The sequence below is a fragment of the Rhodococcus baikonurensis genome (assembly GCF_040489275.1).
Classification (GTDB): Bacteria; Actinomycetota; Actinomycetes; order Mycobacteriales; family Mycobacteriaceae; genus Rhodococcus_F; species Rhodococcus_F baikonurensis.
Genome location: NZ_JBEUOQ010000026.1, coordinates 20,784 through 42,314 on the forward strand (window position 1 = coordinate 20,784; position 21,531 = coordinate 42,314).

A 21,531-nucleotide genomic window follows, 5' to 3' on the forward strand; every position below is an offset into this window, starting at 1 on the left:
ATGCAGATCACTTTAATTGCAGTGACCTGCATCCGTCTCGATACAGCTTCCGGCGCAGCCGGAAGGTTCTCAGTGTTCAGTTGTCGAGCCGCAGCTCAGCGTAGGTATTACCGCTGATCGCGCTTCGGGCCGTCGAATCCGTCATAGCTACGACGGTCGGTGCGGCTGCGGAAGCCACCACCGCTGGTCGAGGCCGCGCGGTTGTCGCCACCGTCGCGGTTGCCCTGGTATCCACCGGAGGAGCGGTTGCCCTGGTAACCGGTCGAGGGGCGGCTGTCGCGATCACCGTACGAGCGGTTGTTGTCGCGGTTGCCCTGGTAGCCACCACCGGAAGAGCGGTTGCCCTGGTACCCGCCGCGGCTCTCGCCGTCGCGGCTTCCCTGGTAGCCACCACCGGAAGAGCGGTTGCCCTGGTAGCCCGTCGACGGGCGACTGTCGCGGTCTCCGTAGGACGGGCGGCTGTCGCGGTTGCCCTGGTAACCACCGCTGGAGCGGTCACCCTGGTATCCGCCGGAAGAACGGTTGCCCTGGTAGCCGCCGCGGCTCTCGCCGTCACGGCTTCCCTGGTATCCACCCGAAGAGCGGTTGCCCTGGTATCCGGTCGAGGGGCGGCTGTCGCGGTTGCCCTGGTAACCACCGCTGGAGCGGTCACCCTGGTATCCGCCGCGGCTCTCGCCGTCACGGTTGCCCTGGTATCCACCCGAAGAGCGGTTGCCCTGGTATCCACCGGAGGAGCGGTTGCCCTGGTAGCCGCCGCGGCTTCCGCCACGATCACCGAAGGAGCGCTCGCCACGAGAAGAGCTCTCGCGCAACGGTTCTCCGGTCGGCTTCTTGGCGCCGGTGATGCGTGCCAGTTCAGCAGAACCCGGGGTGACGGCAACGGCTGCGGCGTTGACGCCGGCCATTCCGGTCAAACGCTTGAACTGACGCTTCTGGTTGGGCAGCACGATGGCGACAACGGTGCCCTTCTCGCCGGCGCGCGCGGTACGACCTGCGCGGTGCAGGTAGTCCTTGTGATCGGCCGGGGGATCGACGTGAACGACGAGGTCGATGCCGTCGACGTGGATACCGCGCGCTGCGACGTCCGTCGCGACGAGGACCGGGGTGCGGCCGTTCTTGAAACGCTCGAGGACGCGGGTGCGCTGGTTCTGGGCCTTGCCGCCGTGAAGCGACTCGGCAGCGATACCGACTGCACGGAGGCGGTCGGTGATTCCCTCGCAACCGAGCTTGGTGCGGGCGAACATGATCGTGCGTCCGTCGCGGGCACCGATCTCGGCGAGGACGGAATCCTTCTGTCCACGGTCGACGAGGAGGACGTAGTGCTCCATCGTGTCGACGCTCGCGCGGCCGTCTTCGGTGGAGTGGGTGACGTGGTTGGCCAGGAACTGACGAACCAGCGACTGGACCTCACGGTCGAGGGTCGCCGAGAACAGCAGGCGCTGTCCGTCTGCGGGGGTCTCACCGAGGATCGAGCGAACCTCGGGCAGGAAGCCCATGTCCGCCATCTGGTCGGCTTCGTCGAGTGCGGTGATTTCCACCGAGTCGAGGATGCAGGTGCCCTGACGCAGGTGGTCGCCGAGACGACCCGGCGTTGCGACGAGGACGTCGACGCCGCGGCGAAGCTGATCGACCTGCTTGGCGAAGGGCGTTCCACCGACAGCGGGACGAACCGTCAGTCCGAGTGCACCGGCATACGAGTTCAGGGAGTCGACCACCTGGAAAGCAAGCTCACGGGTGGGGACGAGCACGAGAGCGCGGGGACGCTTGGCGGCCGGGCGATCTTCGTGGCGCGAGAGGCGGGTCAGCATCGGCAGGCCGAAGGCGAGAGTCTTGCCCGATCCGGTCTGTGCGCGGCCGAGAACGTTGGTTCCGGCGAGCGCGTCCGGGATGGACTGCGCCTGAATGGGAGACGGAACGGTGATGGAGTTGCGCGCCAATGCGGCAACAAGCTGCTCGGGCAGGCCGATCTCGGCGAAGGTGATACCCGGCTCGGTGGCGACTGCTTCTTCGGCAGCGGGGGTGTTGACGGTGGGGTCTTCGATGTTCTCGGAAGACGACATTTGGACAGCGTTGGTCACGCGGAAACCTCTCCGGACTACGGGCACGTCGCGGAGCGGAAGAAGCCATGCTGAAATACACGACACAGTTCGCAAAGGGACGAGCCAGGGCACATGTCACCTGGCAATCCGAACGCATACTGCGGGGAATTGGGCTGTGTGCCGTTATATGTTGACGGACCACGATGGTGGCCGTGGTCCACTCTACGCCACCGGCGACACCGAAGTCAGGTAACCCCGCCTGTGACCTGCACTACTACACGTGGTTGCGCTGGTCAAGACTCAGTATGCGTTGAAAAGCAGGCGAAGTTCGGTGAGCCAGGGCACTGCTACCGCCACGGTGGGCACCACAAGAATTGCAACCGCCCCCAGATACGCAAAAACTGCGATCCGAGGATCGGCATCGTCGGCGGAGAGGCGCTGCACTCGAATGAGCGTCGACGGACCACCTGCTGCCATCGCTCCGCGGGGTGCTGTCGATCCGGCACACGCGACCAGGGCTCGCGCCAGGGGAGTAGGGCCGGTGGCGCGCACAGCTGAATCGTCGGCGAGCAACTCCACCAGGAGCTGTACCGATCCCAGAGCCGACTTGCTACGGACGAAACGGGGGAACGCGTGATTGACAGCGGTGAACGCCTCGAGTACCAGGTCGTGACGCGCCCGCAAATGTGAGCGTTCGTGCGTCAGGATGGCCTTGACCTCGGCATGATCGAGGTTCTGCAAAGTGCCTTGACTGAGAACCACGCGTTGGCGCAGGCCCGGTAGGCAGTAGGCGATCGGTTCGTCCACGTCCAACACTCGCAGGTCGGGTGTGCGTTCCACCGAGGCGGGCATGGCACAGTCGTCGAGAAGGTCTACCAAGACGCGGTGCCGTGCACGGCGTCGTCGGGTCCTGACCGCGACCTGGATGATCGAGAAGATCAGCTTGGCGCCGATCAAGAGCGTCAGAGCAAAAACAACCACGTACAGAATCCACAGTGGCAACCCGAGTGCATCGATCTCGGCAGTCGGAGCCGTCGTCGGCCTACCGTCGGCGCCGGGAACGAGCAGCTGGCTGGCAATGGCCAGGCCCGAGCTGAATGCCGACAACACCGCAGCAATTGCGACGGCTTGCCACAGAACCAAAGCCGCGCGTGGAGCGCGGTAAGGCCACGTGGAGCGGCTCAGGAGTGCGGGAACCGGACCGGCCAGCAACAAGGCAAGCAGTCCGAAAACCAGTGCAGTAGTGGCGTTCATGTCCTACACATCATGCACGACGAAATCAGTTCGGCCTAGAAATTCCGGGCTGCGCAGCCTTTTTCGCGGACTCGCGCACCTCGAGGGCAGCAAGAGCTTCGCGGAGAGCATCGGCTTCGTCTGCATTGACCTGTCCCACGAAGTGGACAAGAGCCGCAGCGCGTCCGCCGGACTCGGGAGCCTGAGCCAGTGCGTCGACCATCAGGCTCGCGACCAGTTCTTCGCGCTTGTTGACGGGAAGATAGCGATGCGCGCGATCGTCACGCTGCTGAATCACCAGATGCTTCTTCGCCAGGCGCTGCAGAACGGTCATCACCGTCGTGTACGCCAATTCGCGATGCGTCGCGAGTGCCTCATGCACCTGTCGCACAGTTTGCGGTTCCGATGTGGACCACAAATGATCCATCACCGCGCGTTCGAGTTCACCTAGACCTGCCATTCTTCGATTCTACGGACTTCCACGACGAAATACGTACTACTGGTAGTAGTAACCGTCTCCGCAGGGGTGTGGTATTGGCCATAGTGATCTGCATGACGGTTACGGTGGTGTGAGTAGACAGAAATGCCGATACTGGGCAAGCCCACAGTCGATCCGCAGAAAGTAGCCGCACGTAGATGACGATCGACAGTTCGCCGGGCACCACGGAATCGACATCACGGATACGGGCACTTGCGCAGAAGGCTGCCGACATCGTTCGTTTCGGCATCCGCGATGCACCGTTGACGGTCGTCCTCCTTCTCACCATGTGGATCCTGGGTGCTGCCACCGGCAGCCTCGTACACGGACCGTCCCGCGATCTCGAGCACACGATCGGTGCGGGAATGGGTTCGATCCAGCACGGACGTATCTGGACTCCGCTCACCTCTGCTCTGTGGGCAGGAAACCTGCTCGGGTACATCGGTGCGAGTGTGCTCCTGATCGCGGTCGCGGCACCCCTCGAGCGGCGGATGGGAACGGTCAAGCTCGCAATTGCCGGAGCGAGCACCCAGATTCTCGGTGTTCTCCTCGGACTCGGCTGGGCTTCGTTCGTGAAGGTGTTCGACTCCAACTGGGGATTCCGCCTACACGTCGGCTCTGCTGTCGGCGCGAGTGCGTGGATCGTCGGCGCCGCGATGGCCGCCAGTTCGAACATGGGCACTTTGTGGCGTCGACGCATCCGCGTCGGCACCCTGGCCTTGACCATCACCCTGGCGTTGTTCAGCGGCCAGCTGCAAGACGTCATCAGGTTCTTCGCCGCCGTCGTAGGGCTGGTGATCGGGCAGTGGATCGTGGGACGGTCGGCTCGCGGCGAGCGCATCGCCGGGACCCAGCGGGAAGGTCGCGTTCTCGTCGCCATCGTCGTGGCGGCCAGTGCGATCGGACCGATGATCGCCGCGCTGTCCCCGCAAGCGGTGGGCCCACTCGCCGTGCTGCGAGATCTCTTCCGCGGCGTTCCCTGGACGGTCGCAGAAGTTCGCGAGCTGTGCGCCGAGTCGGCGTCGGATCCGGACTGCCGACGCGGCCTACTCGAGCTGAGACTTTCGGGCATCGGGCCGACTCTGCTCTCGTTGATGCCGTCGATTTTCGTTCTGGTATTGAGTGACGGGCTCCGTCGAGGCCGAAGATTCGCCTGGATTGCGACTGTCTGCGCTCAGGTCGTCCTACTGGTCCTCTCGATCGGGAACTTCGTCATCAGGTTCGTCGACGCCGTGGACAGCGACAGCCTGTTCTACGGAATCAGTGATCCGAACGTGTACCGCACTCTGGTGCCGTTCCTGACGCCGCTGTTCGTGCTGATCCTGTTGATCTCCACACGTCGATACTTCGACGTGGCGGCACCGGCCAAGACGTACCGGCGTCTGGGCGTTGCGATCGTGGCGTTGCTCGGGGTCCTCGCCCTGATCTACGCGGGCGGCGGAATGCTCGCCAGGCACGGGTTCGACCGCGAGCCGACGGTCGCGATGTTGCTCGCGGACTTCCCTCAGCGCCTTGTACCGCCGGTGTACCTACAGTTGATCGACCCGCGCCTGCTTCCCGTGGACATCGAGTCGACGTTGCTCTTCGAATGGACCGGCGTCGTGTTCTGGGGCGTTGCCGCCGTGTTGGTTTTCGTGAGTTTCCTCAAGCCGGTCAAGACCGCCGATCCCGAAGCCGCCGAACAAGCGCGATCTATGTTGATCGCCGGTACCGGCAGCCCGTTGTCGTGGATGACGACGTGGAAGGGGAACACCTACTGGTTCAGCGCGGACGGTTCGAGTTACGTCGCGTATCGCGTCATCGCCGGCGTTGCTCTCACCACCGGTGATCCGGTCGGTCCTCCCGATCGCATGCGCGCAGCGATCGAGGATTTCGCCGAGTTCGCGTCGTCGAACGGGTGGATACCGTGCTTCTATTCGGTGACGGACGAGGCGCGCACCATCACCGATTCCATGGGCTGGAGCGGTCTACAGGTCGCCGAGGAAACGGTCCTCGATCTGGGCGGAATCGCGTTCACTGGCAAGCGGTTCCAGGACGTGCGCACCGCACTGAACCGGGCGAAGAAGTCCGGTATCTCCGCCGAGTGGATTTCCTTCCCTCATGCACCTCTCGCGATCAAGGATCAGATCGTCGCGATCTCGGAAGAATGGGTAGCGGACAAGGGGATGCCCGAGATGGGATTCACCCTCGGGGGACTCGACGAGGTCGACGACGAACAAGTGCGGTGCCTGATTGCCGTCGACGAGGATCGCACCGTGCACGGTGTCACGTCATGGCTACCGGTGTACCGCGACGGCAAAGTCGTCGGCTGGACCCTCGACTTCATGAGGCGACGCTCCGAAGGGTTCCGTCCCGCGATGGAGTTCCTCATCGCTTCCGCTGCACTGAAATTGGAGGAGGAGGGCGTCGAGTTCCTCAGTCTGTCCGGCGCGCCGTTGGCGACCATTGCCGGCGACTCCGGTACGGACTCAGCCGCGACCAACGCAGACGAACCTGAGGCCACGACCTTCTCGGCAATGATGGACAGCGTGCTCGACCTGCTCGGTCGCACCCTGGAGCCGGTGTACGGATTTCGATCGCTGTTGGCCTTCAAATCGAAGTTCCAGCCTCGGTACGTGCCGATGCACATGACTTTCGCCGATCCAGCCGCGTTGCCGAGCATCGGCAACGCGGTCGGACGGGCATACCTGCCGACCGTGACGATCGGTCAAGGTTTCAAACTCGTTCGGACGATTCTGGGTCGCTGATTCGCGATCGTCACGCAGGCTTTGCCGGCCCGCCGACGGCGCCGAACACGTGCCGGGTGCCGATCGGGACGATCAGCGGCCGATCCGAAACGGGATCGTCGATAACGGCAGCTTCGAGACCGAACACCTCGAGCAGAAGTTCCGCGGAAATGATGTCTTTGGGGACACCTGAAGCGACGACGGCGCCGTCGCGCATCACGATCAGATGATCGCTGTATCGGACCGCGAGATTGAGGTCGTGCAGAACCATCACCACGGTGCGTCCCATTTCCTCGTGGAGTTGATCCACCAGGTCGAGGACTTCCATCGAATGCGCAAGGTCGAGGTACGTGGTGGGCTCGTCGAGGAGCAGGATGTCGGTTCCCTGGGCGAGAGCCATCGAGATCCAGGCTCGCTGACGCTGGCCGCCGGACAATTGATCGACCGGCCGATCAGCGAGGTCGGAGACACCGGTCAGCTCCAGTGCTTCCGCGACCTCGCCCTCGTCGTCCGCGGACCACTGCCGAATCCACGACTGGTGCGGGTGGCGTCCACGCGAGACCAGATCGGCGACAGTGAGTCCTTCGGGCGCAACCGGAGTCTGGGGGAGCATGCCGAGCACCCGGGCGACTTCCTTGGTCTTCATCGAACTGATCGCCTTGCCGTCGAGGATGACCGATCCACCCTTGGGCTTGAGGAGACGACCGAGCGCACGGAGAAGTGTCGACTTGCCGCAACCGTTGGGTCCGATGACCGTCGTGATCACGCCGGTGGGGATCTCGAGATCGAGTCCGTCGACGATGATGCGATCCCCGTACCCGAGCGTCAGATTCTGCGCGACGAGACGCGAAGGAGCGTCGGTGGACTGGGCGATGGTGGTCATGCTGTGACCTTCCGATTGTTACGAACCAACAGGTAGAGCAAGAACGGGCCGCCCAGAGCGGAAGTCACGATTCCGACAGGGAGTTCCACAGGCAGAATTGTTCGAGCGATGACGTCACTGCCGACTACCAGTACAGCACCGGTCAGTGCGGAAGCCACGATGGGCGGGCCGGCCGAGCGCACCAGGCGCATGGCAACCTGTGGCGCCGCCAAAGCGACAAAGCCGACCGGACCTGCTGCTGCGGTCGCGATGGCGGCCAGTGCCACGGCGGAAAGCAACAGTTTGGCCTGCGATGATTGCAAGCGAACACCGAGTGAGGTGGCGTTGTCGTCGCCCAACCGCAGCGCTCCCATGGTGAACGAGGCGATCACCGCGTAGCCGCCGACTACTGCGACGGCGATCGCGACGGGCCACATCTGATTCCAGGTGGCACCGTTGAGCGAGCCGTTGAGCCACACCTGTGCGCGGGAGGCGTCGTTGATGTCCGCCGAGATGAGCAGCCATCCCGTCGCTGCAACCAGCATGGCGTTGATGCCGATACCGATCAGGATGAGGCGGAAACCCTCTACACCTTTGCGCCACGCCAAGGCGTAGATCACCACAGCTGTCAGCAGACCGCCACAGAGCGCAGCCAACGGAATGCCCAGTGTGGCAAGTATTCCCACGAACGAGCCACCGCCACCGAGGACGATGAGAGCAACCGCGGCAGCACTCGATCCGGCCGTGATTCCGAGGATGTCCGGGCTGGCGAGGGCATTGCGGGCAATCGTCTGGGTGACTGCACCGGCAATGCCCAGTGCCATACCGATGAAGAGGGCGGTGAGCGACCGCGGAAGTCGAAGGTCGAAGACGATCAGGTTCTGCGTCTTGCTTCCATTGCCGAGCAGTACGGAAATGACGTCGGGGATCGAGATCGGGTAGTCGCCACGTCCGATGTTGATGCAGAGCAGAAGGAACAGCGCAACTGCGAGGGCAATGCTCACCGACACCGCAAGCGGGCGATAGACCAGCGAGAATCCACCGAGGCGGATCGACTTACGAGAGGGGACGGTCCGGGGGAGTACCCGAAGTTCCTGCTTGAGCGTCACAGACTTGCCAACTTCCTGCGGCGTACGAGAGCGATGAAGAACGGAGCGCCGAAGAGGGCCAGGATGATGCCGACCTGCAACTCACCGGGGCGCACGACCACACGACCGATGATGTCCGCGGTGATCAACATGACTGCACCGAGCAAGCCCGCGTACGGGACCAGCCAGCGGTAGTCGGGTCCGGTGATGGCCCGGGCCACGTGGGGGACCACCAAACCGATGAACGCGATTGGACCACACGCCGCGGTGGCGGCGCCGGTCAGCAGGGTGATCGCGACGATGCCGAGTGTGCGACTGAACGCGATGTTGGTTCCCAAGGCTTTGGCGACGTCTTCACCCAGGCTGAGGACATTGAGCCCCGGCGTACTTGCCAAGGCGATGACCAAACCGAGTATCAGGAAAGGCAGGACCTGCCACAGGACGTCGAACCCGCGCCCGGATACCGAACCGACGACCCAGAACCGGTAGGCGTCCAAGCTGGTCTGGTCGAGGATGATCACGGCGTTGGTCATGGCTTGCAGGAAGAACGCGACGGCCGCGCCCGCCAGAGCCAGACTCAGAGGACTTGCGCCGCCGTTTCCGATCGAGGACAAGCCGAAGACGACGATGCTGGCCACGAAAGATCCTGCGAACGCGAACCAGAGGTACTGACTCGGTGCGGTGAAGCCGAAGAGGTAGATCGCCATGACGACGAAGAACGCTGCGCCTGCGTTGAGGCCGAGTAGACCGGCATCCGCCAACGGGTTACGCGTGTGTCCCTGAATCAGCGCGCCGGCGATACCGAGTGCGATGCCGACAACGAGACCCAGGATTGTTCGCGGAGCGCGCAGGGTCCGCACGATGATGTCGGTCTGGGTGCCGTCAGAACTGAAGATGGCATGGAAGATTTCGGCAAACGTCAACGGCCGAGCGCCCACCGCGATGCTCGCGAGCATGACGAGTGCGAGAAGAACCGTCAGGACCGCGAGACCGATCAGGCGGCGCCGACGAGTTGCCCCGACGCTGTTGTCGCGCGCGAGTTCCTCGAAACCTTCGTCGCGTGCCGTGCTCTCACGGACCACCTCGATTCCGCTTCGATCGAAGGGTCTGCGTAGAGCCCGGCGAACACCGATGGGCTGTTTGGTCTTCGCGTCACGCGTGACCAGTCCGACCCATCCCTTTCCCGATGTCCGACCCGTGGCACCTTCACGGAATCCGAGGTTCCAGACGAGGAGACCGACGGCGATGGCTATCGCCGTCCCACCGAACACGGCGCGGTCAGCCTCGCCGCCACCGTTGTCGTCACGGAGCGACTGAACGATGTACCAGCCGACGAGCAACGGAAGCAGGAACACTCCCGCGTCGAAAAACCCAGCTAGGACACGCATTCGGACAGGAGCCGGGCCGCGCGGCACGATGCGCCGTCCGTACGTCTCGCTGGGTCCTCGGGGATGTCCGTTCCCGAGTGGTTTGGTCATGGTCACTGGCGGTTCGAGCTCCTGGTCTTTGTGCGCAGGGAATTCGCATCTTAGGTTACGGAACCCTATGTGGGTGCGCTCCCCGCGGGGCAAGTTCCTGTGAATATGCGGTGCCCAGCGTCACAGTTCTTTACTCTTGAATTATGGTGAGGCTAACCTACATTAGGAACCACAAGACAACTTCGGCCGATTGGAGTGCACGGTGACCGTCACCTTGACCACCCAGCATGCGGATGTTCGTGAATTCGAACTCCGGTCGAACGCATTGAGCCGCACCAGCGTTCGCCTACGAGCACTCAACCCCGACTATCCACGCGTCTATGCGGTTGCTGCCATGGCAGGAGAGGGCAAACGGCGCTGGTGGCAACTGAGTGAGGGTCTGCGCGGGGATCGGGTGCATCAGATGTTCGCCCGTTCACTTCAAGACCTCGACAGTGCTGAAGCTGCCGCGATCCAGGTCGCGACGTCACTCATTCATGCCGTGGTCGGCAGGGTGGCCGCGTCGATCGTCTCCGAAGGGTCCGCATGGGACCCGGGGCTGGAGAACCTGTTCATACACATGGACAGCGACGGTGGAATCGACTGGGCCGGCGTGGTCGACGAGACGCTGCGGGTGGCTCCGAACGGGCGAGAGGCCGGAAGCGACGGCGTCGTCGACATGCCCTGTGAAGAGGCTCTCCTTATTTGGACTGCGCACCGCTGCCTGACATCGCTGCGTGCCATCTACGACGCCGTCTCCCGATGCGCACCCGTCGACCAGTTCCGATTCTGGGGCCTGGTGGGGGAGTCGATCCTGGGCGCAGCCGCTTATGTTCCCATCCTGGCCGGTGAAGGCGAATCCGCAGCACAGCGCCGGGGGCAGGGTCTTCTCGACGCCTTTGTCGCAGCCGGGTTGCCGGTCCGCGCGCGCCGCAAGGTCTCGCTGCGTCCTCGTTGGAACCAATTCGATGAAGGGCTTGCTAAATTAGGTCAGCCTTGCCTATGATTGTGGAACACCTCGCGGAGAGTTGCACACTGCGAGAGTGACGAAACTGCCGGACCGCGCCGGAGTCCTGAGGGCTGCAGAGACTCCCGGTCCTTCCCACGGCGGGTTTCACATCGAATGATGTGAAACCCGCCGGTTCTTTATCCCTACCTGATTCCAAGCTCGAGTTACCTCTCGTGTAATCAGGTAGGGAGTGGCAGCCACACCGGCGCCAGAGAATCACAGATGGAGATGGCATGGTCGACACTGCTGAGACCGCAGAGATGATGAAACGCCTCGGAACGGGCTTCGACGCCACCATCGGCCTGGAATACACCGAACTGAGCCCGGACCGTGTGCGGGCACAGTGGACCGTCAAGCCCACGCTGCATCAGCCGGCAGGGATCCAGCACGGCGGCGTGTACTGCTCGGTGGTGGAGTCTCTCGCCAGCGTCGGCGGCACCGTGTGGCTGGGCGAGCGAGGCCACGTGGTCGGAGTCAACAACAACACCGACTTCCTGCGCGCAACGCGGGAAGGGACTCTCACCGCAGAAGCCACACCGATTCATCGCGGACGTACCCAGCAACTCTGGGAGGTTCGCATCACCGACGAGAACGACCGACTCGTTTCCAAGGGGCAGGTTCGCCTCGCCAACATCACCGAGGTGGCGAAGATCGGCAACTGACGACACGACAGTCGATCAAATGACGAAGGGCGGCAGTGGAGTTCAACTCCGCTGCCGCCCTTCGTCATTCGCTCAGATACTGATCGATCAGCCGGCAGCCTTCTGTTGCTTGCCTGCCGTCTTCTTGGTTTCGCCGTTGGAAGCGCCGCCGGACCCCGTCGCTTCCTTGTTCTTCTTCTCCAACTCGCCCATTGCGTTTCGCGCGAAGACCTGCTGCTCGGTGGACGCCATCTGAGCACGGCCACGCCCGAAGAACGTCACTGCCCACGACAAGAGCGTCGAGGCGCGTGAACGGAATCCGACGAGGTACAGGAGGTGAATTGCCAGCCAGGCGACCCACCCGATGAAGCCGCTGATCTCGAGCTTGCCGACTTTCGCCACCGCACTGAAGCGCGAGATGGTTGCCATGCTGCCCTTGTCGAAGTACTTGAACGGAACTCGTTCCGACGGGGACTTACCGTCCAGTGAGGCTTTGATCTGCTTGGCCGCATACTTGCCGCCTTGCATGGCGACCTGCGCCAATCCGGGGAGCTTGTCGAGCGACATCATGTCGCCGATGACGAAGACGTTGGGGTGTCCTGGAAGCGACAGGTCAGGATTGACCATGACGCGGCCGGCACGGTCGGTTTCCCCGCCGCTCTGCTCTGCGAGTTGCTTGCCGAGCGGGCTCGCCTGAACTCCGGCGGACCACACCTTGCACTGTGACTCGATACGGCGCAGCGTGCCGTCCTTCTCCTTGATGATCAGACCGTCGTTGTCGACGTCGGTGACCATCGCGTCGAGCTGGATCTCGACGCCGAGCTTCTCGAGCGTCTCGGCCGCCTTGCGGCTGAGCTTCCCGCCGTACACGGGCAACACTGCAGGGGCACCGTCCAGGAGCACGACGCGGGCTTCACGTGGATCGATCTTCCGGAAAGCGCCGTCGAGCGTGCGACGGGAAAGCTCGGCGATCTGTCCGGCCAACTCCACCCCGGTGGGGCCGGCACCGACCACGACGAAGGTGAGCAAACGCGCGCGCTCCGCAGGATCGTCCGACAGCTCGGCCTGTTCGAACGCGCCGAGGATTCGTCCGCGCAGTTCGAGGGCGTCGTCGATCGTTTTCATGCCGGGTGCGAACTCTGCGAACTGATCGTTGCCGAAGTACGACTGACCGGCACCTGCTGCCACGATCAGGCTGTCGAACGGCGTCACGGTGACGCGTTCGAGAAGACGCGAGGTCACCGTCTGGTTCTCGAGATCGATGGTCTCGACCTCGCCGAGCAGGACCTGGGCGTTCTTCTGCTTGCGCAGCACCAGTCTCGTGGCGGGAGCGATGTCGCCGACCGAGAGGATGCCGGTGGCAACCTGATAGAGGAGCGGCTGAAACAGATGGTGGGTTGTACGCGCGATCATCGTGATGTCGGCATCGGCTTTTTTGAGAGCCTGAGTGCCGAACAGTCCTCCGAAGCCGGAACCGATCACCACTACGCGGTGGCGGTGCGGTTCAACCGACTGGATGCTCATTCCGTACTCCTCGAGTTCTAGGCGACAGTCCTACGGTAGTCCCACCGCGCGCGAGCTTCTCTGTGAGCACCCCGGCAAGCGCAGCCGTGTCCGAATCGATCAAGCAGCCTCGAGTGTGATCACTCCCGATGCGATCCGCTTCGCCGAACCGGGGGTGATCACCACCTTCGTCGAGGTGCGGCTACTGGCGGACCGACAAAATGAACAGCGCGATGCACCCGCCGACGAAAACCAGGATCGACAGTGCCACCGACGCATACCCGACACCCACTCCAATTGCTGCCCAGTCCATGTGCTCAACCTCTCGTGTATTGCAATCTGGGGGTCAGATCACATTTGCCTGGTGTCATCACACCTCATCGACCCCTACTTCCGAAACCCGGCACGCCCAACCATTGACATGCAAGTAAATGCTTGCATATTGTGAAGTGGTGGACGACCGGATGAATGCAGTGTTCAAAGCGCTTGCCGATCCGACACGGAGGCTTCTTCTGGACCGCTTGTTCGTAGTCAACGGACAGTCACTCGGCGAGTTGTGCGACAGCCTCGACATGAGTCGGCAGGCAGTCACCCAGCACCTTGACGCGCTGGAGGATGCAAATCTGATCAGCACGGTCAGGCAGGGGAGATCCAAGCTCCACTATCTCAATCCCGTTGCGCTCGAAGAAATTCGAGAGCGGTGGATCAACAAATTCGAGGTACCGCGCCTGAACGCGCTCAGTGCCGTCAAAAGACTCGCGGAGGAAGCCATGGCCGACAAGCCCAGTTTCGTGTACGTCACCTACATCGCCAGCACGCCCGAAAACGTGTGGAAAGCACTGACGGACGCCCAGGCCACAGCGGAATACTGGGGACACAGCAACGTCTCCGACTGGCAGCCCGGATCGACGTGGGAGCACCGCCGAATCGACGGTTCGAACATCGCCGATGTGGTCGGCACCGTAGTCGAGAGCAACCCCCCGTCGAGGTTGGTCACCACCTGGGCCGACCCGAACGGTGAACCGGGCGTCGACATCTCGCGGGTGAGCTTCGACATCGAAGCATTCGACGCGATAGTGCGCCTGACCGTCAAACACACCGATCTCGCCGACGAATCGGCCCGGATGGAGGTTGCCGGCGGATGGTCTGCCGTGTTGTCGAACCTGAAGTCTTACCTCGAGACCGGAAACACTCTTCCCGTGGCACCGTGGGAGATGCCGGTCGGTTGACGGTTGTCGACCAGGACAAACGCGCAGTACGGCCGGGAAGAGTTCGCCGTACTCCTGCCCGAACTGTCGGTCCAGTCCGGTCTCAAATTCGCATAACCGTCAAATATCGGCGCGTTCAGTCTGTAAAGTTGCCAGATGGATGCTAGCGTTTGCTCCGACATCGAGTGAGGATGACCTCGTCTCGCAGGCAGGGGAGAAACGCTATGGGCGGCGACGCTTTTCAGAATGTTCCGGTTGATCGACGCAAGTTCGTCAAGACAGTTCTGGCGGCCTCGGCGGTAACTGTGCCCGTCGTGACGTCCATCAGCCTCGGTGGTGCGGCACCGGCCTTCGCAGCCGGTGACACGCCCAATCTTTCCGGAGCGCCTGGTCGTGGCCAGCAGAATCCGAGTCAACCAGGCGGTGAGCAGCCCGGTGGCAATACTCCCGGAGGGAACGAGCCGGGCAATCCAGGGTCGTCGGGAAGTTCAGGGTCGTCGGGAAGTTCAGGGTCGTCGGGTAGTTCGGGTAGTTCCGGGAGTTCGGGATCGTCGGGAAGTTCCACAGGTTCGGGTGGAACTACTACAGCCAAGCCAACCGGCCCCACTGCGCCGACGGAGCCGACTGTCCCCACTGTGCCCACGGTGCCGACCACGCGCACCGAGCCGACCTTTCCGACTGTCCCGACCCAGCCGACAGAACCCACGGAGCCTGCATAACCGATACGACGCCACCGGTTCCCAGGGAGCACACCGATGACCGAGTTCGACGTCGCCTTGCACCGCGCTCTGAAGAACCTTCAGAGCGCGGGTTCAGTCCAGGTGAAGGAGACTCCGCCGCACGGAAAACCGGCCGATCTCACCATTGCAATCGCGACCTACGACGATTTCGACGGCGCATACTTCACGATCCACTCGATCTTGGTCCATCATCGCGAGATTCTGGACAGAGTCGAGTTCGTCTTGCTGGACAACAATCCCGAGGGATTGCCGGCGCCGATGCTCGAATCGTTTGCGGAGTACATCGATCGGTTCCGCTACATTCCGTTCACCGACGTTCGATCGACTGCGGTGCGGGACGTGCTGTTCCGCAAGGCAACCGGAAAGTATGTCCTGGTCCTCGACTCGCATGTGATCCTGGCACCGGGATCGTTGTCGGCGCTGCTGGCGTATTTCGACGCAAATCCGGAAACCGCCGATTTGATCCAGGGACCGATGCTCTCCCAGGATTCCTCACACATCGCGGCTACCCACATGGACCCCAAGTGGCGCAACGGAATGTTCGGCTCGTGGGGAGTCGATCCGCGCGCGAAGCAGCACCCCGACATGCCTTTCGAGATTGTCATGCAAGGCCTCGGCGCTTTCGCCTGCAGGCGTGAGGCTTGGCCGGGATTGAACTCGCACTTCACCGGATTCGGCGGTGAAGAGGGATACATCCACGAGAAGTTCCGGATCAACGGCGGCAAGGTCGTCTGCCTTCCGGAATTCGGTTGGCACCATCGATTCGAGCGTCCCGCGGGTGTTCCGTACCGCATAAATTGGGAAGACCGCGTTCACAATTACCTGCTCGGGTGGAACGAGGTCGGTTGGGACATCGATTCGCTCCATCGTCAGTTCTCCAAATACCTCGGTGATTCATATCCCGAGATTCGTCGCCGTGCCGAGTTGAGCGTCCAGCGACCCGAGTTGGCCTTGGGTGGGGTGATCGTTCTCAGCGACGACCGCCGAGTCGCTCCCTGGCGTTCATGCCTGGCGGAGGCCGAGTCGATCGAACTGACCGTTCACCGTGCCATTCCGTCGCAGGACGACGGTCTGGACGGGTGGAGGACGGCGTCTGCGTTCGTCGCCGGACTCGACAAGGCAATTCTGCTGGGCTGGAAGTCTGTGGTTTTTCTGGACGAGGCGCGCGTGATCGAACCCGCCCTTGCGTACAAACTGCGAAACATTGCCGACGACCTCCCCGCTGAGGCCGATTCGGCTGTCGTCCACGCGCACGGCGAAGACCCGGTCGGGGCTGCACTGGTTGTTCGTGCGGCGGCATACCGAACTTTGCGAGACGAACTCTCACGAAGCATCAGCGGATCCCTGCCATCAGATTTATCACTGGCAACCTATCTGCTCGAGCGGGGCGCAGTCGACGTCGTGCTCGATCGCTCTCTGTCGCCGGTCCGAGTACTGGGAGAGCCCGACCCGGTTATCGAGGATTCGAAGCCGGACCTCGGTGTTGTCGTCGTGAATCTCGATCTCGACATCGACAGGTGGAAGGCGTCCTGGCATCGATTCATTCGCTTACCGCGCGTGGCAGCGGTGGAAAGAGTGGCGGCTTTCGAGGACGCCACGAATCAGGATGCCGCCTTTGCCGTCTCGTGGCGTCGTGCGGTTGCTCGCGCTACCGAGAAGGGCTGGGATTCGGTCCTCATCACTGCCGACGACGTGAATGTGCTGGACGCATCGGCGTCGATTCTGGAGCATGCACGTCGAGAGCTCGACCTCCGCCCCTGGGATGTCGTCCAACTCGGACACGACGCGAAATCGAGGGACGGAGCGCTGCTCGACGGTTCGGCGATGCTACGCACCAGTCCCGAGAACCGTGGAGTTCACGCTGTTCTCGTTCACTCGCGCGCCTTCGAGCGAATTCTCGACGCGATTGCGGATCCGGAGGCAGATCCCGAAGCATTCGGAAAGTGGGCGGGTCACCACCGAACTCTGGGTGACTACCTGGTGGAGGCGAATGCCGGGGGAATGCTCACCTGTCTGACACTCGCCCCCGGCATCGCCTCCACCCGCAGCCTGCTTCGTTCGGGCGCAATCGAATCCGAATACTCACGACGCTTCTCGCTCTGACCTCACCACCGACACGAACATCGGATTCGCCGCAACAAGGAGCTATCTTGACCGAACTACTCGAAGACGCGAGGCCCCAACGCTCACAGGCGGTGGAGAGCAACGATCTCACCGACGGTGTCGTGCTGTACGACAGCTCCAGCGAAGTTGCCCATCATCTCAATCCCGTCGCAACTTTGGTGTGGGAACTGTGTGACGGCCGGACCGTCAGTGACATCGTCCAGGCGGTCGTTGAGGTACTCGAGATCCCCGTCCATGATGCGGAGTCGGTAGTGAACGAGACCTATGGACAGCTGAGCGCCTCGCGTCTGCTGGTGTGAGAATCCAGTGACAGGCAACCACGTACCGCAATTCCGGGCGCACTACCTGTGGGTTGATGCGATTGTGCGCGGCCCCGCCATCCCTGAACTCGGTGTCGTCGAGCATCGAATTGCGAGCCCCTGGCCTGCGGGATACGACGTCGGGGTCAGGATCGAGCGAAACCGATCGACGTTCGGGCTCTGGGACGCCACCATCGAATCGACCATCGACGGCAGCAGTGACACGCTGACCGGTCTCGACGCCCTCCACCTCGCAGAGAACGTGTACCGCAGCGTGCACCGGGATGTCATGAAAGCCGCCCATGGCGAAAAGTGGACTCGCCTGCACGCTGCTCTGGTCGACTGCGACGGTGTGCGAGTGGCAATCGCCGGACACTCCGGCGCCGGCAAGACCACCTTGGCTCTCGCCCTCGCTTTACGGGGCGCACAATTGCGCGCTGACGAAGGCGTCTTCATTCGTGGCACCGAATCGGTGGGCTTACCGCGTCGAGTTCACCTCAAAGCGGGTACGTTCGATGTTCTCCCCGAGGTCAAGGCACACGATTCGCTGTATCTCCCGTATGCCCCGCCGGTGTGGGCGCTGGACCCGTCAACTCTGTCGATACCGCCAGACGCTGACTCGGCGGTTCGCGGAATCGATCTGGTGCTGATTCTCGACGGTTGGGACGAGGGGACGACACGCATCGCACCGATGCCTGCAGCCCAGGCGATACAGTCACTGGCCGAGCAATCAGCCCTGTGGTCCGACAATCACGGATTGACTCTGAGAAATACCGCTGCTCTACTCTCGAATGCCCCGTGCTACAGAATGATTCGGCATCACGGCGATACCGGCGCCGACGCCGTGGAGAAACTGGTGGCGTCATGCGTGACACCCGGTACCTGATTTCCATGCTGGACTCCGAGCACGGGGCCGACCTCATCCGTTCGTGTTCGCCGCAGGATTGGCCGAGAGTCATCGACACCGCTGCCAGGCACAAGGTGTTGCCGCTGCTGGCCGCCCGCGCAGTCGACGCCGGCTTCGCCTCGGTCCTGCCTGCGAGTTTCGCGGAAATGCTGTCGGAGTCCGGAGCTACCGCGTCGAGTCCGGAATTGACGCTGAGCCTTGTCCATCACCGAAACGCGCGTCGTATCGCGGACCTCGACGCGCAGCGCGTAGAAGTGCAAGAGTTGTTACACAGCAGCGGATTTCCAACGGTCGCACTGAAAGGTGCTGCCCTTCTCGAGCGAAGAATCTGGCCGAATCCGGCAGCGCGACGGATGACGGACATCGACCTCTTGGTCGTCGATCCCGCACACGCCGTTCCGGCCAACGACGCGATCCTCGACTTCGGCTATCGAATGGTCCGCCCGGACGAGGTGGTGGGGGATTCCATCGATCGCGACGATCACCAGGAACCTGCGCTCCTGCGCGACGACCGTCACGGCTCCGTCGAAATTCATTCGCACTTGCTTCCGCGGTTCGCTCGTCATGCGTTGACCCGAGAATCTGCGATACGAGGAATCAGCGCGGGGACCGAAGGATCCAGACTCGAGATTGCCGATGTCACGCTGCATGTCATCGCTCACGCGCGACTCGCCGATCGGGCCTTGATTCGCGCCGATTTGTCGTTGAACAGCGTCTTCGACGTGGGGTACCTGCTCGCCTCCGAACCGGGACTCGCTGTGACGCTCTCCAGACGCCAGTTGCCACGCGATGTCCGCCGGGCGGTGAACGTCCACTGGGCGGCGGTGGAATCGATCTTCGGCGTCAGTACCGGAGTGACGACCATCTCGGCGCGTTGGTGGTGGCAATGGACGCTGTGGTTGGCGGATCGCCCGCGGCTGCACTCGCTGTACCGCGATCTGGTTATGGTGCCGCTCTTTCTCGACCGTGATCGGCTCTCCATCCGGGACGGGCGCGACCTACGCGGATGGGACTTGGCGCGCGCACGCGTGTCTCACTTCCTCCGTCGTGCGAGGACTGCCGTCGAGGATGCCGGGGGAGCAGCATGAAAGTCCTCATCACCGGCGGAGCGGGATTCATCGGAAGCACCGTGGCGTCGAAGTGCGTCGACGCCGGGATGGATGTCATTGTCCTCGACAGCCTGCTGACCGGCCGTGCCGAGTTTGCACACCGATTCCCGTTCTACTGCGGTGACATCGCGGACGAGAAATTGCTCGACAGGATATTCGCGGATCATCCCGATATCGATGCCACAGTTCACTGTGCGGCTCTGATCGTGGTCGGAGATTCCGTGAGCAGCCCGGCGCGGTACTACGAGAACAATGTCTCCAAGTCACTGACGCTGGTCTTGAGTGTCCTTCGGAACGGGTGCAAGCGTTTCGTATTCAGTTCCTCTGCGGCGGTGTACGCGCCGAGCGACGGTGGATGTGTCGACGAACATTGGCGGATCGAACCGCAGAGTCCCTACGCGCACAGCAAAGCGCAGTTCGAAACGATGCTCGACGACATCGTGGCGGCCACAGGTTTGTCGGCGATGTCTCTCCGATACTTCAACCCTGTGGGGGCAGATCCCGAACTGCGAAGCGGAACAGCATCGGCACGCCCCACACACGCACTCGGAAAGCTGTTCGAATCATATTCGACACGAACACCTTTCAGAGTCGCGGGGACAGATTGGCCGACGCGCGACGGGTCCGGCGTGCGCGACTACGTTCACGTGTGGGACCTTGCGGACGCTCATGTTCGCGCATTGGAAAGCTTCGACCGGATCACCGCTGATTCATCACGCCTGACTGTGGTCAATGTGGGCAGTGGGCGGGGAACCACGGTATGGGAACTCATTCGCACCTTCGAGAACGTGCTCGGCAAAAACATCGACGTGGTCGTTGCAGGCCGACGCACCGGTGACACTGCCGGCGCCTACGCGTCGAACGATCGTGCGTTGCGACTACTCGGGTGGGTGCCGACGTTCACCCTGGAACAGGGGATCGAGGACACCGCACGGTGGCTGGCCGTGCGGCCGCACCTGCTGAATTCGGTGTAGCCGAACGTCAGCCCGTCGGGTCGCCGTCAACGGTGATGTTGTTGCTTCGTAGCCAGACTGTGGCGTCCGGATTCCACCCGGCGAGTACGGTGGCACCCGCGTTGCGCGACAACGGGATCGCGATGCCCGGCGTGGTCAGGTACGCCATCATTGTCAGGTGGACTGCGTCGTAATCTGCGGCCATCGAAACCCAGTCCGGAATGAACCAGTCACGGTATTCACCGGTCGTGTCGTACCAAACGGAGCGACGTGATGCCGGCACTGGCAGGGGATAGGTATCGACCAGGTTCGCCCAGTCCCGTGGACCCGTAATCTCGTAGATGCGGGGCGCGCCGTAGGTCCTTACCGGCTGCACCCGAGCTTCGTTCGAGGAGCTGTCTTCTTCGAGAAATACCCCGAGAGCCCCGATACCGTCGCGGGCTCTGGTTGTTTCGGTGGTGCCGTTGGCAAAAGGGGTGGACCACCATTCGCCTCCGATATGACGGTCCGGATCTTCGATCTGATACTCCAGAAACTGACGTTCGTAGTCGAGGGCCTCGGCGCGCCACTGTTCGAGGCCGTCTTCGGTACGGTAAATCCGTAAGGGCAGGTCCGACCAGCCGTAGATGGGGTTTCGCTTCTCAACCAGGTGCTGGTTCAGGAGGTCAACCGGTTCGGTCCACCAGGCAGTGTGCGGCGAGTCGAGAACGGCTCGGGTGATCGGGCGCAATGCCGCGATCACCTCAGGACGGACGAAGATCAGGTCTTCCTCGTCGGGTGGCTCCCAGTAGCGCGCGAAATCCACGGCATATGCGAGACAGTGCAATATCTCGAGTTCCGACATTTCTGCGATCGCGCGGACATCAACAGCGTCGAGAACTTCGAGGGCGTGTTCCGTCGATTGTGGCCAGTGACTACCGGACGAGCGTGCATCGGCATGGCACGCATGCCCGACGTTCGCGCAGAACCGACGACCACGCGGTGAGCCGAGGACGAGCGCAACGGAATCCATGTGGACAAAGCTAACCGACGAGTTGGCGGGGGACGTTCGAATAGCTATTACTGATCAGGTGCCGGGTTCTGAGGTGTCGAGTTTTCGGTGGGGTTGGACGCAGCACGTGGCGGAGCGGACCCAGGCGGGCGGCGCTGGCGCCC

The 21,531-nt window shown here is 62.6% G+C and carries 18 protein-coding genes; 9 read left to right on the plus strand and 9 right to left on the minus strand.

All coding sequences use genetic code 11. The annotated features are described in order from the left end of the window. Positions 1–107 precede the first annotated feature (107 nt). From ABWI03_RS31605 to ABWI03_RS31615, 3 genes are all read right to left on the minus strand, one after another. Positions 108–2,078, minus strand: a complete 1,971-nt coding sequence (locus ABWI03_RS31605) for a DEAD/DEAH box helicase (RefSeq protein WP_235172230.1) — start codon at positions 2,076–2,078, stop codon at positions 108–110. Positions 2,079–2,339: 261 nt separating this feature from the next. Next, positions 2,340–3,293: a M56 family metallopeptidase gene (locus ABWI03_RS31610; RefSeq protein WP_003944922.1), complete on the minus strand. Its 954-nt coding sequence runs from the start codon at positions 3,291–3,293 to the stop codon at positions 2,340–2,342. A gap of 25 nt (positions 3,294–3,318) precedes the next feature. Then, positions 3,319–3,732, minus strand: coding sequence for a BlaI/MecI/CopY family transcriptional regulator (locus ABWI03_RS31615; RefSeq protein ID WP_003944876.1), 414 nt, complete (start codon positions 3,730–3,732; stop codon positions 3,319–3,321). Positions 3,733–3,908: 176 nt separating this feature from the next. Between ABWI03_RS31615 and ABWI03_RS31620 the strand changes: the two genes are divergently transcribed. Beyond that, on the plus strand, positions 3,909–6,497 hold the full coding sequence (locus ABWI03_RS31620; protein WP_298773739.1) for a bifunctional lysylphosphatidylglycerol flippase/synthetase MprF: 2,589 nt from the start codon (positions 3,909–3,911) through the stop codon (positions 6,495–6,497). A 10-nt stretch (positions 6,498–6,507) separates the two neighbouring features. On the opposite strand, the gene ABWI03_RS31625 is transcribed toward ABWI03_RS31620, so the two are convergent. The 3 genes from ABWI03_RS31625 to ABWI03_RS31635 are packed head-to-tail and all read right to left on the minus strand — an operon-like array spanning position 6,508 to position 9,904. Then, positions 6,508–7,359: an ABC transporter ATP-binding protein gene (locus ABWI03_RS31625; RefSeq protein ID WP_020907760.1), complete on the minus strand. Its 852-nt coding sequence runs from the start codon at positions 7,357–7,359 to the stop codon at positions 6,508–6,510. Beyond that, positions 7,356–8,447, minus strand: a complete 1,092-nt coding sequence (locus ABWI03_RS31630; protein ID WP_095970136.1) for a FecCD family ABC transporter permease — start codon at positions 8,445–8,447, stop codon at positions 7,356–7,358. The genes ABWI03_RS31625 and ABWI03_RS31630 overlap by 4 nt, the downstream gene beginning before the upstream one ends. Continuing rightward, on the minus strand, positions 8,444–9,904 hold the full coding sequence (locus ABWI03_RS31635) for a FecCD family ABC transporter permease (protein ID WP_378375604.1): 1,461 nt from the start codon (positions 9,902–9,904) through the stop codon (positions 8,444–8,446). The genes ABWI03_RS31630 and ABWI03_RS31635 overlap by 4 nt, the downstream gene beginning before the upstream one ends. A 202-nt stretch (positions 9,905–10,106) precedes the next feature. Between ABWI03_RS31635 and ABWI03_RS31640 the strand changes: the two genes are divergently transcribed. Both ABWI03_RS31640 and ABWI03_RS31645 read left to right on the plus strand, forming a co-directional pair. Then, on the plus strand, positions 10,107–10,889 hold the full coding sequence (locus tag ABWI03_RS31640; RefSeq protein WP_095970134.1) for a hypothetical protein: 783 nt from the start codon (positions 10,107–10,109) through the stop codon (positions 10,887–10,889). A gap of 236 nt (positions 10,890–11,125) precedes the next feature. Next, complete coding sequence (locus tag ABWI03_RS31645; protein ID WP_003945020.1) at positions 11,126–11,554, plus strand: PaaI family thioesterase; 429 nt, start codon at positions 11,126–11,128, stop codon at positions 11,552–11,554. Positions 11,555–11,641: 87 nt separating this feature from the next. Here ABWI03_RS31645 and ABWI03_RS31650 read toward each other — a convergent pair whose 3' ends face one another. Further along, complete coding sequence (locus tag ABWI03_RS31650; RefSeq protein ID WP_200314007.1) at positions 11,642–13,057, minus strand: NAD(P)/FAD-dependent oxidoreductase; 1,416 nt, start codon at positions 13,055–13,057, stop codon at positions 11,642–11,644. Positions 13,058–13,467: 410 nt separating this feature from the next. Between ABWI03_RS31650 and ABWI03_RS31655 the strand changes: the two genes are divergently transcribed. After that, positions 13,468–14,265: an ArsR/SmtB family transcription factor gene (locus ABWI03_RS31655; protein WP_095970132.1), complete on the plus strand. Its 798-nt coding sequence runs from the start codon at positions 13,468–13,470 to the stop codon at positions 14,263–14,265. A gap of 391 nt (positions 14,266–14,656) precedes the next feature. Here ABWI03_RS31655 and ABWI03_RS31660 read toward each other — a convergent pair whose 3' ends face one another. After that, the gene (locus tag ABWI03_RS31660) at positions 14,657–14,950 is read right to left on the minus strand and encodes a hypothetical protein (protein WP_298773735.1); all 294 of its coding nucleotides are present in this window, start codon (positions 14,948–14,950) and stop codon (positions 14,657–14,659) included. A gap of 49 nt (positions 14,951–14,999) precedes the next feature. Between ABWI03_RS31660 and ABWI03_RS31665 the strand changes: the two genes are divergently transcribed. Genes ABWI03_RS31665 through galE form a run of 5 tightly spaced genes read left to right on the plus strand, consistent with a single transcriptional unit; the run spans position 15,000 to position 20,397 of the window. Then, entirely contained in the window at positions 15,000–17,087 is a 2,088-nt protein-coding gene (locus ABWI03_RS31665) for a glycosyltransferase (RefSeq protein WP_298773733.1), read from the plus strand. A gap of 47 nt (positions 17,088–17,134) precedes the next feature. Beyond that, the gene (locus ABWI03_RS31670) at positions 17,135–17,407 is read left to right on the plus strand and encodes a PqqD family protein (protein WP_095970129.1); all 273 of its coding nucleotides are present in this window, start codon (positions 17,135–17,137) and stop codon (positions 17,405–17,407) included. A gap of 7 nt (positions 17,408–17,414) precedes the next feature. Then, positions 17,415–18,293, plus strand: coding sequence for a phosphoenolpyruvate carboxykinase (ATP) (locus ABWI03_RS31675; RefSeq protein ID WP_298773731.1), 879 nt, complete (start codon positions 17,415–17,417; stop codon positions 18,291–18,293). Further along, on the plus strand, positions 18,272–19,402 hold the full coding sequence (locus ABWI03_RS31680; RefSeq protein WP_298773729.1) for a nucleotidyltransferase family protein: 1,131 nt from the start codon (positions 18,272–18,274) through the stop codon (positions 19,400–19,402). The genes ABWI03_RS31675 and ABWI03_RS31680 overlap by 22 nt, the downstream gene beginning before the upstream one ends. Further along, positions 19,399–20,397: a UDP-glucose 4-epimerase GalE gene (gene galE / locus ABWI03_RS31685; protein WP_298773727.1), complete on the plus strand. Its 999-nt coding sequence runs from the start codon at positions 19,399–19,401 to the stop codon at positions 20,395–20,397. Before ABWI03_RS31680 ends, galE begins: the two co-directional genes overlap by 4 nt. A 7-nt stretch (positions 20,398–20,404) precedes the next feature. On the opposite strand, the gene ABWI03_RS31690 is transcribed toward galE, so the two are convergent. Next, complete coding sequence (locus tag ABWI03_RS31690; protein WP_298773725.1) at positions 20,405–21,388, minus strand: hypothetical protein; 984 nt, start codon at positions 21,386–21,388, stop codon at positions 20,405–20,407. Positions 21,389–21,531: the final 143 nt, after the last annotated feature.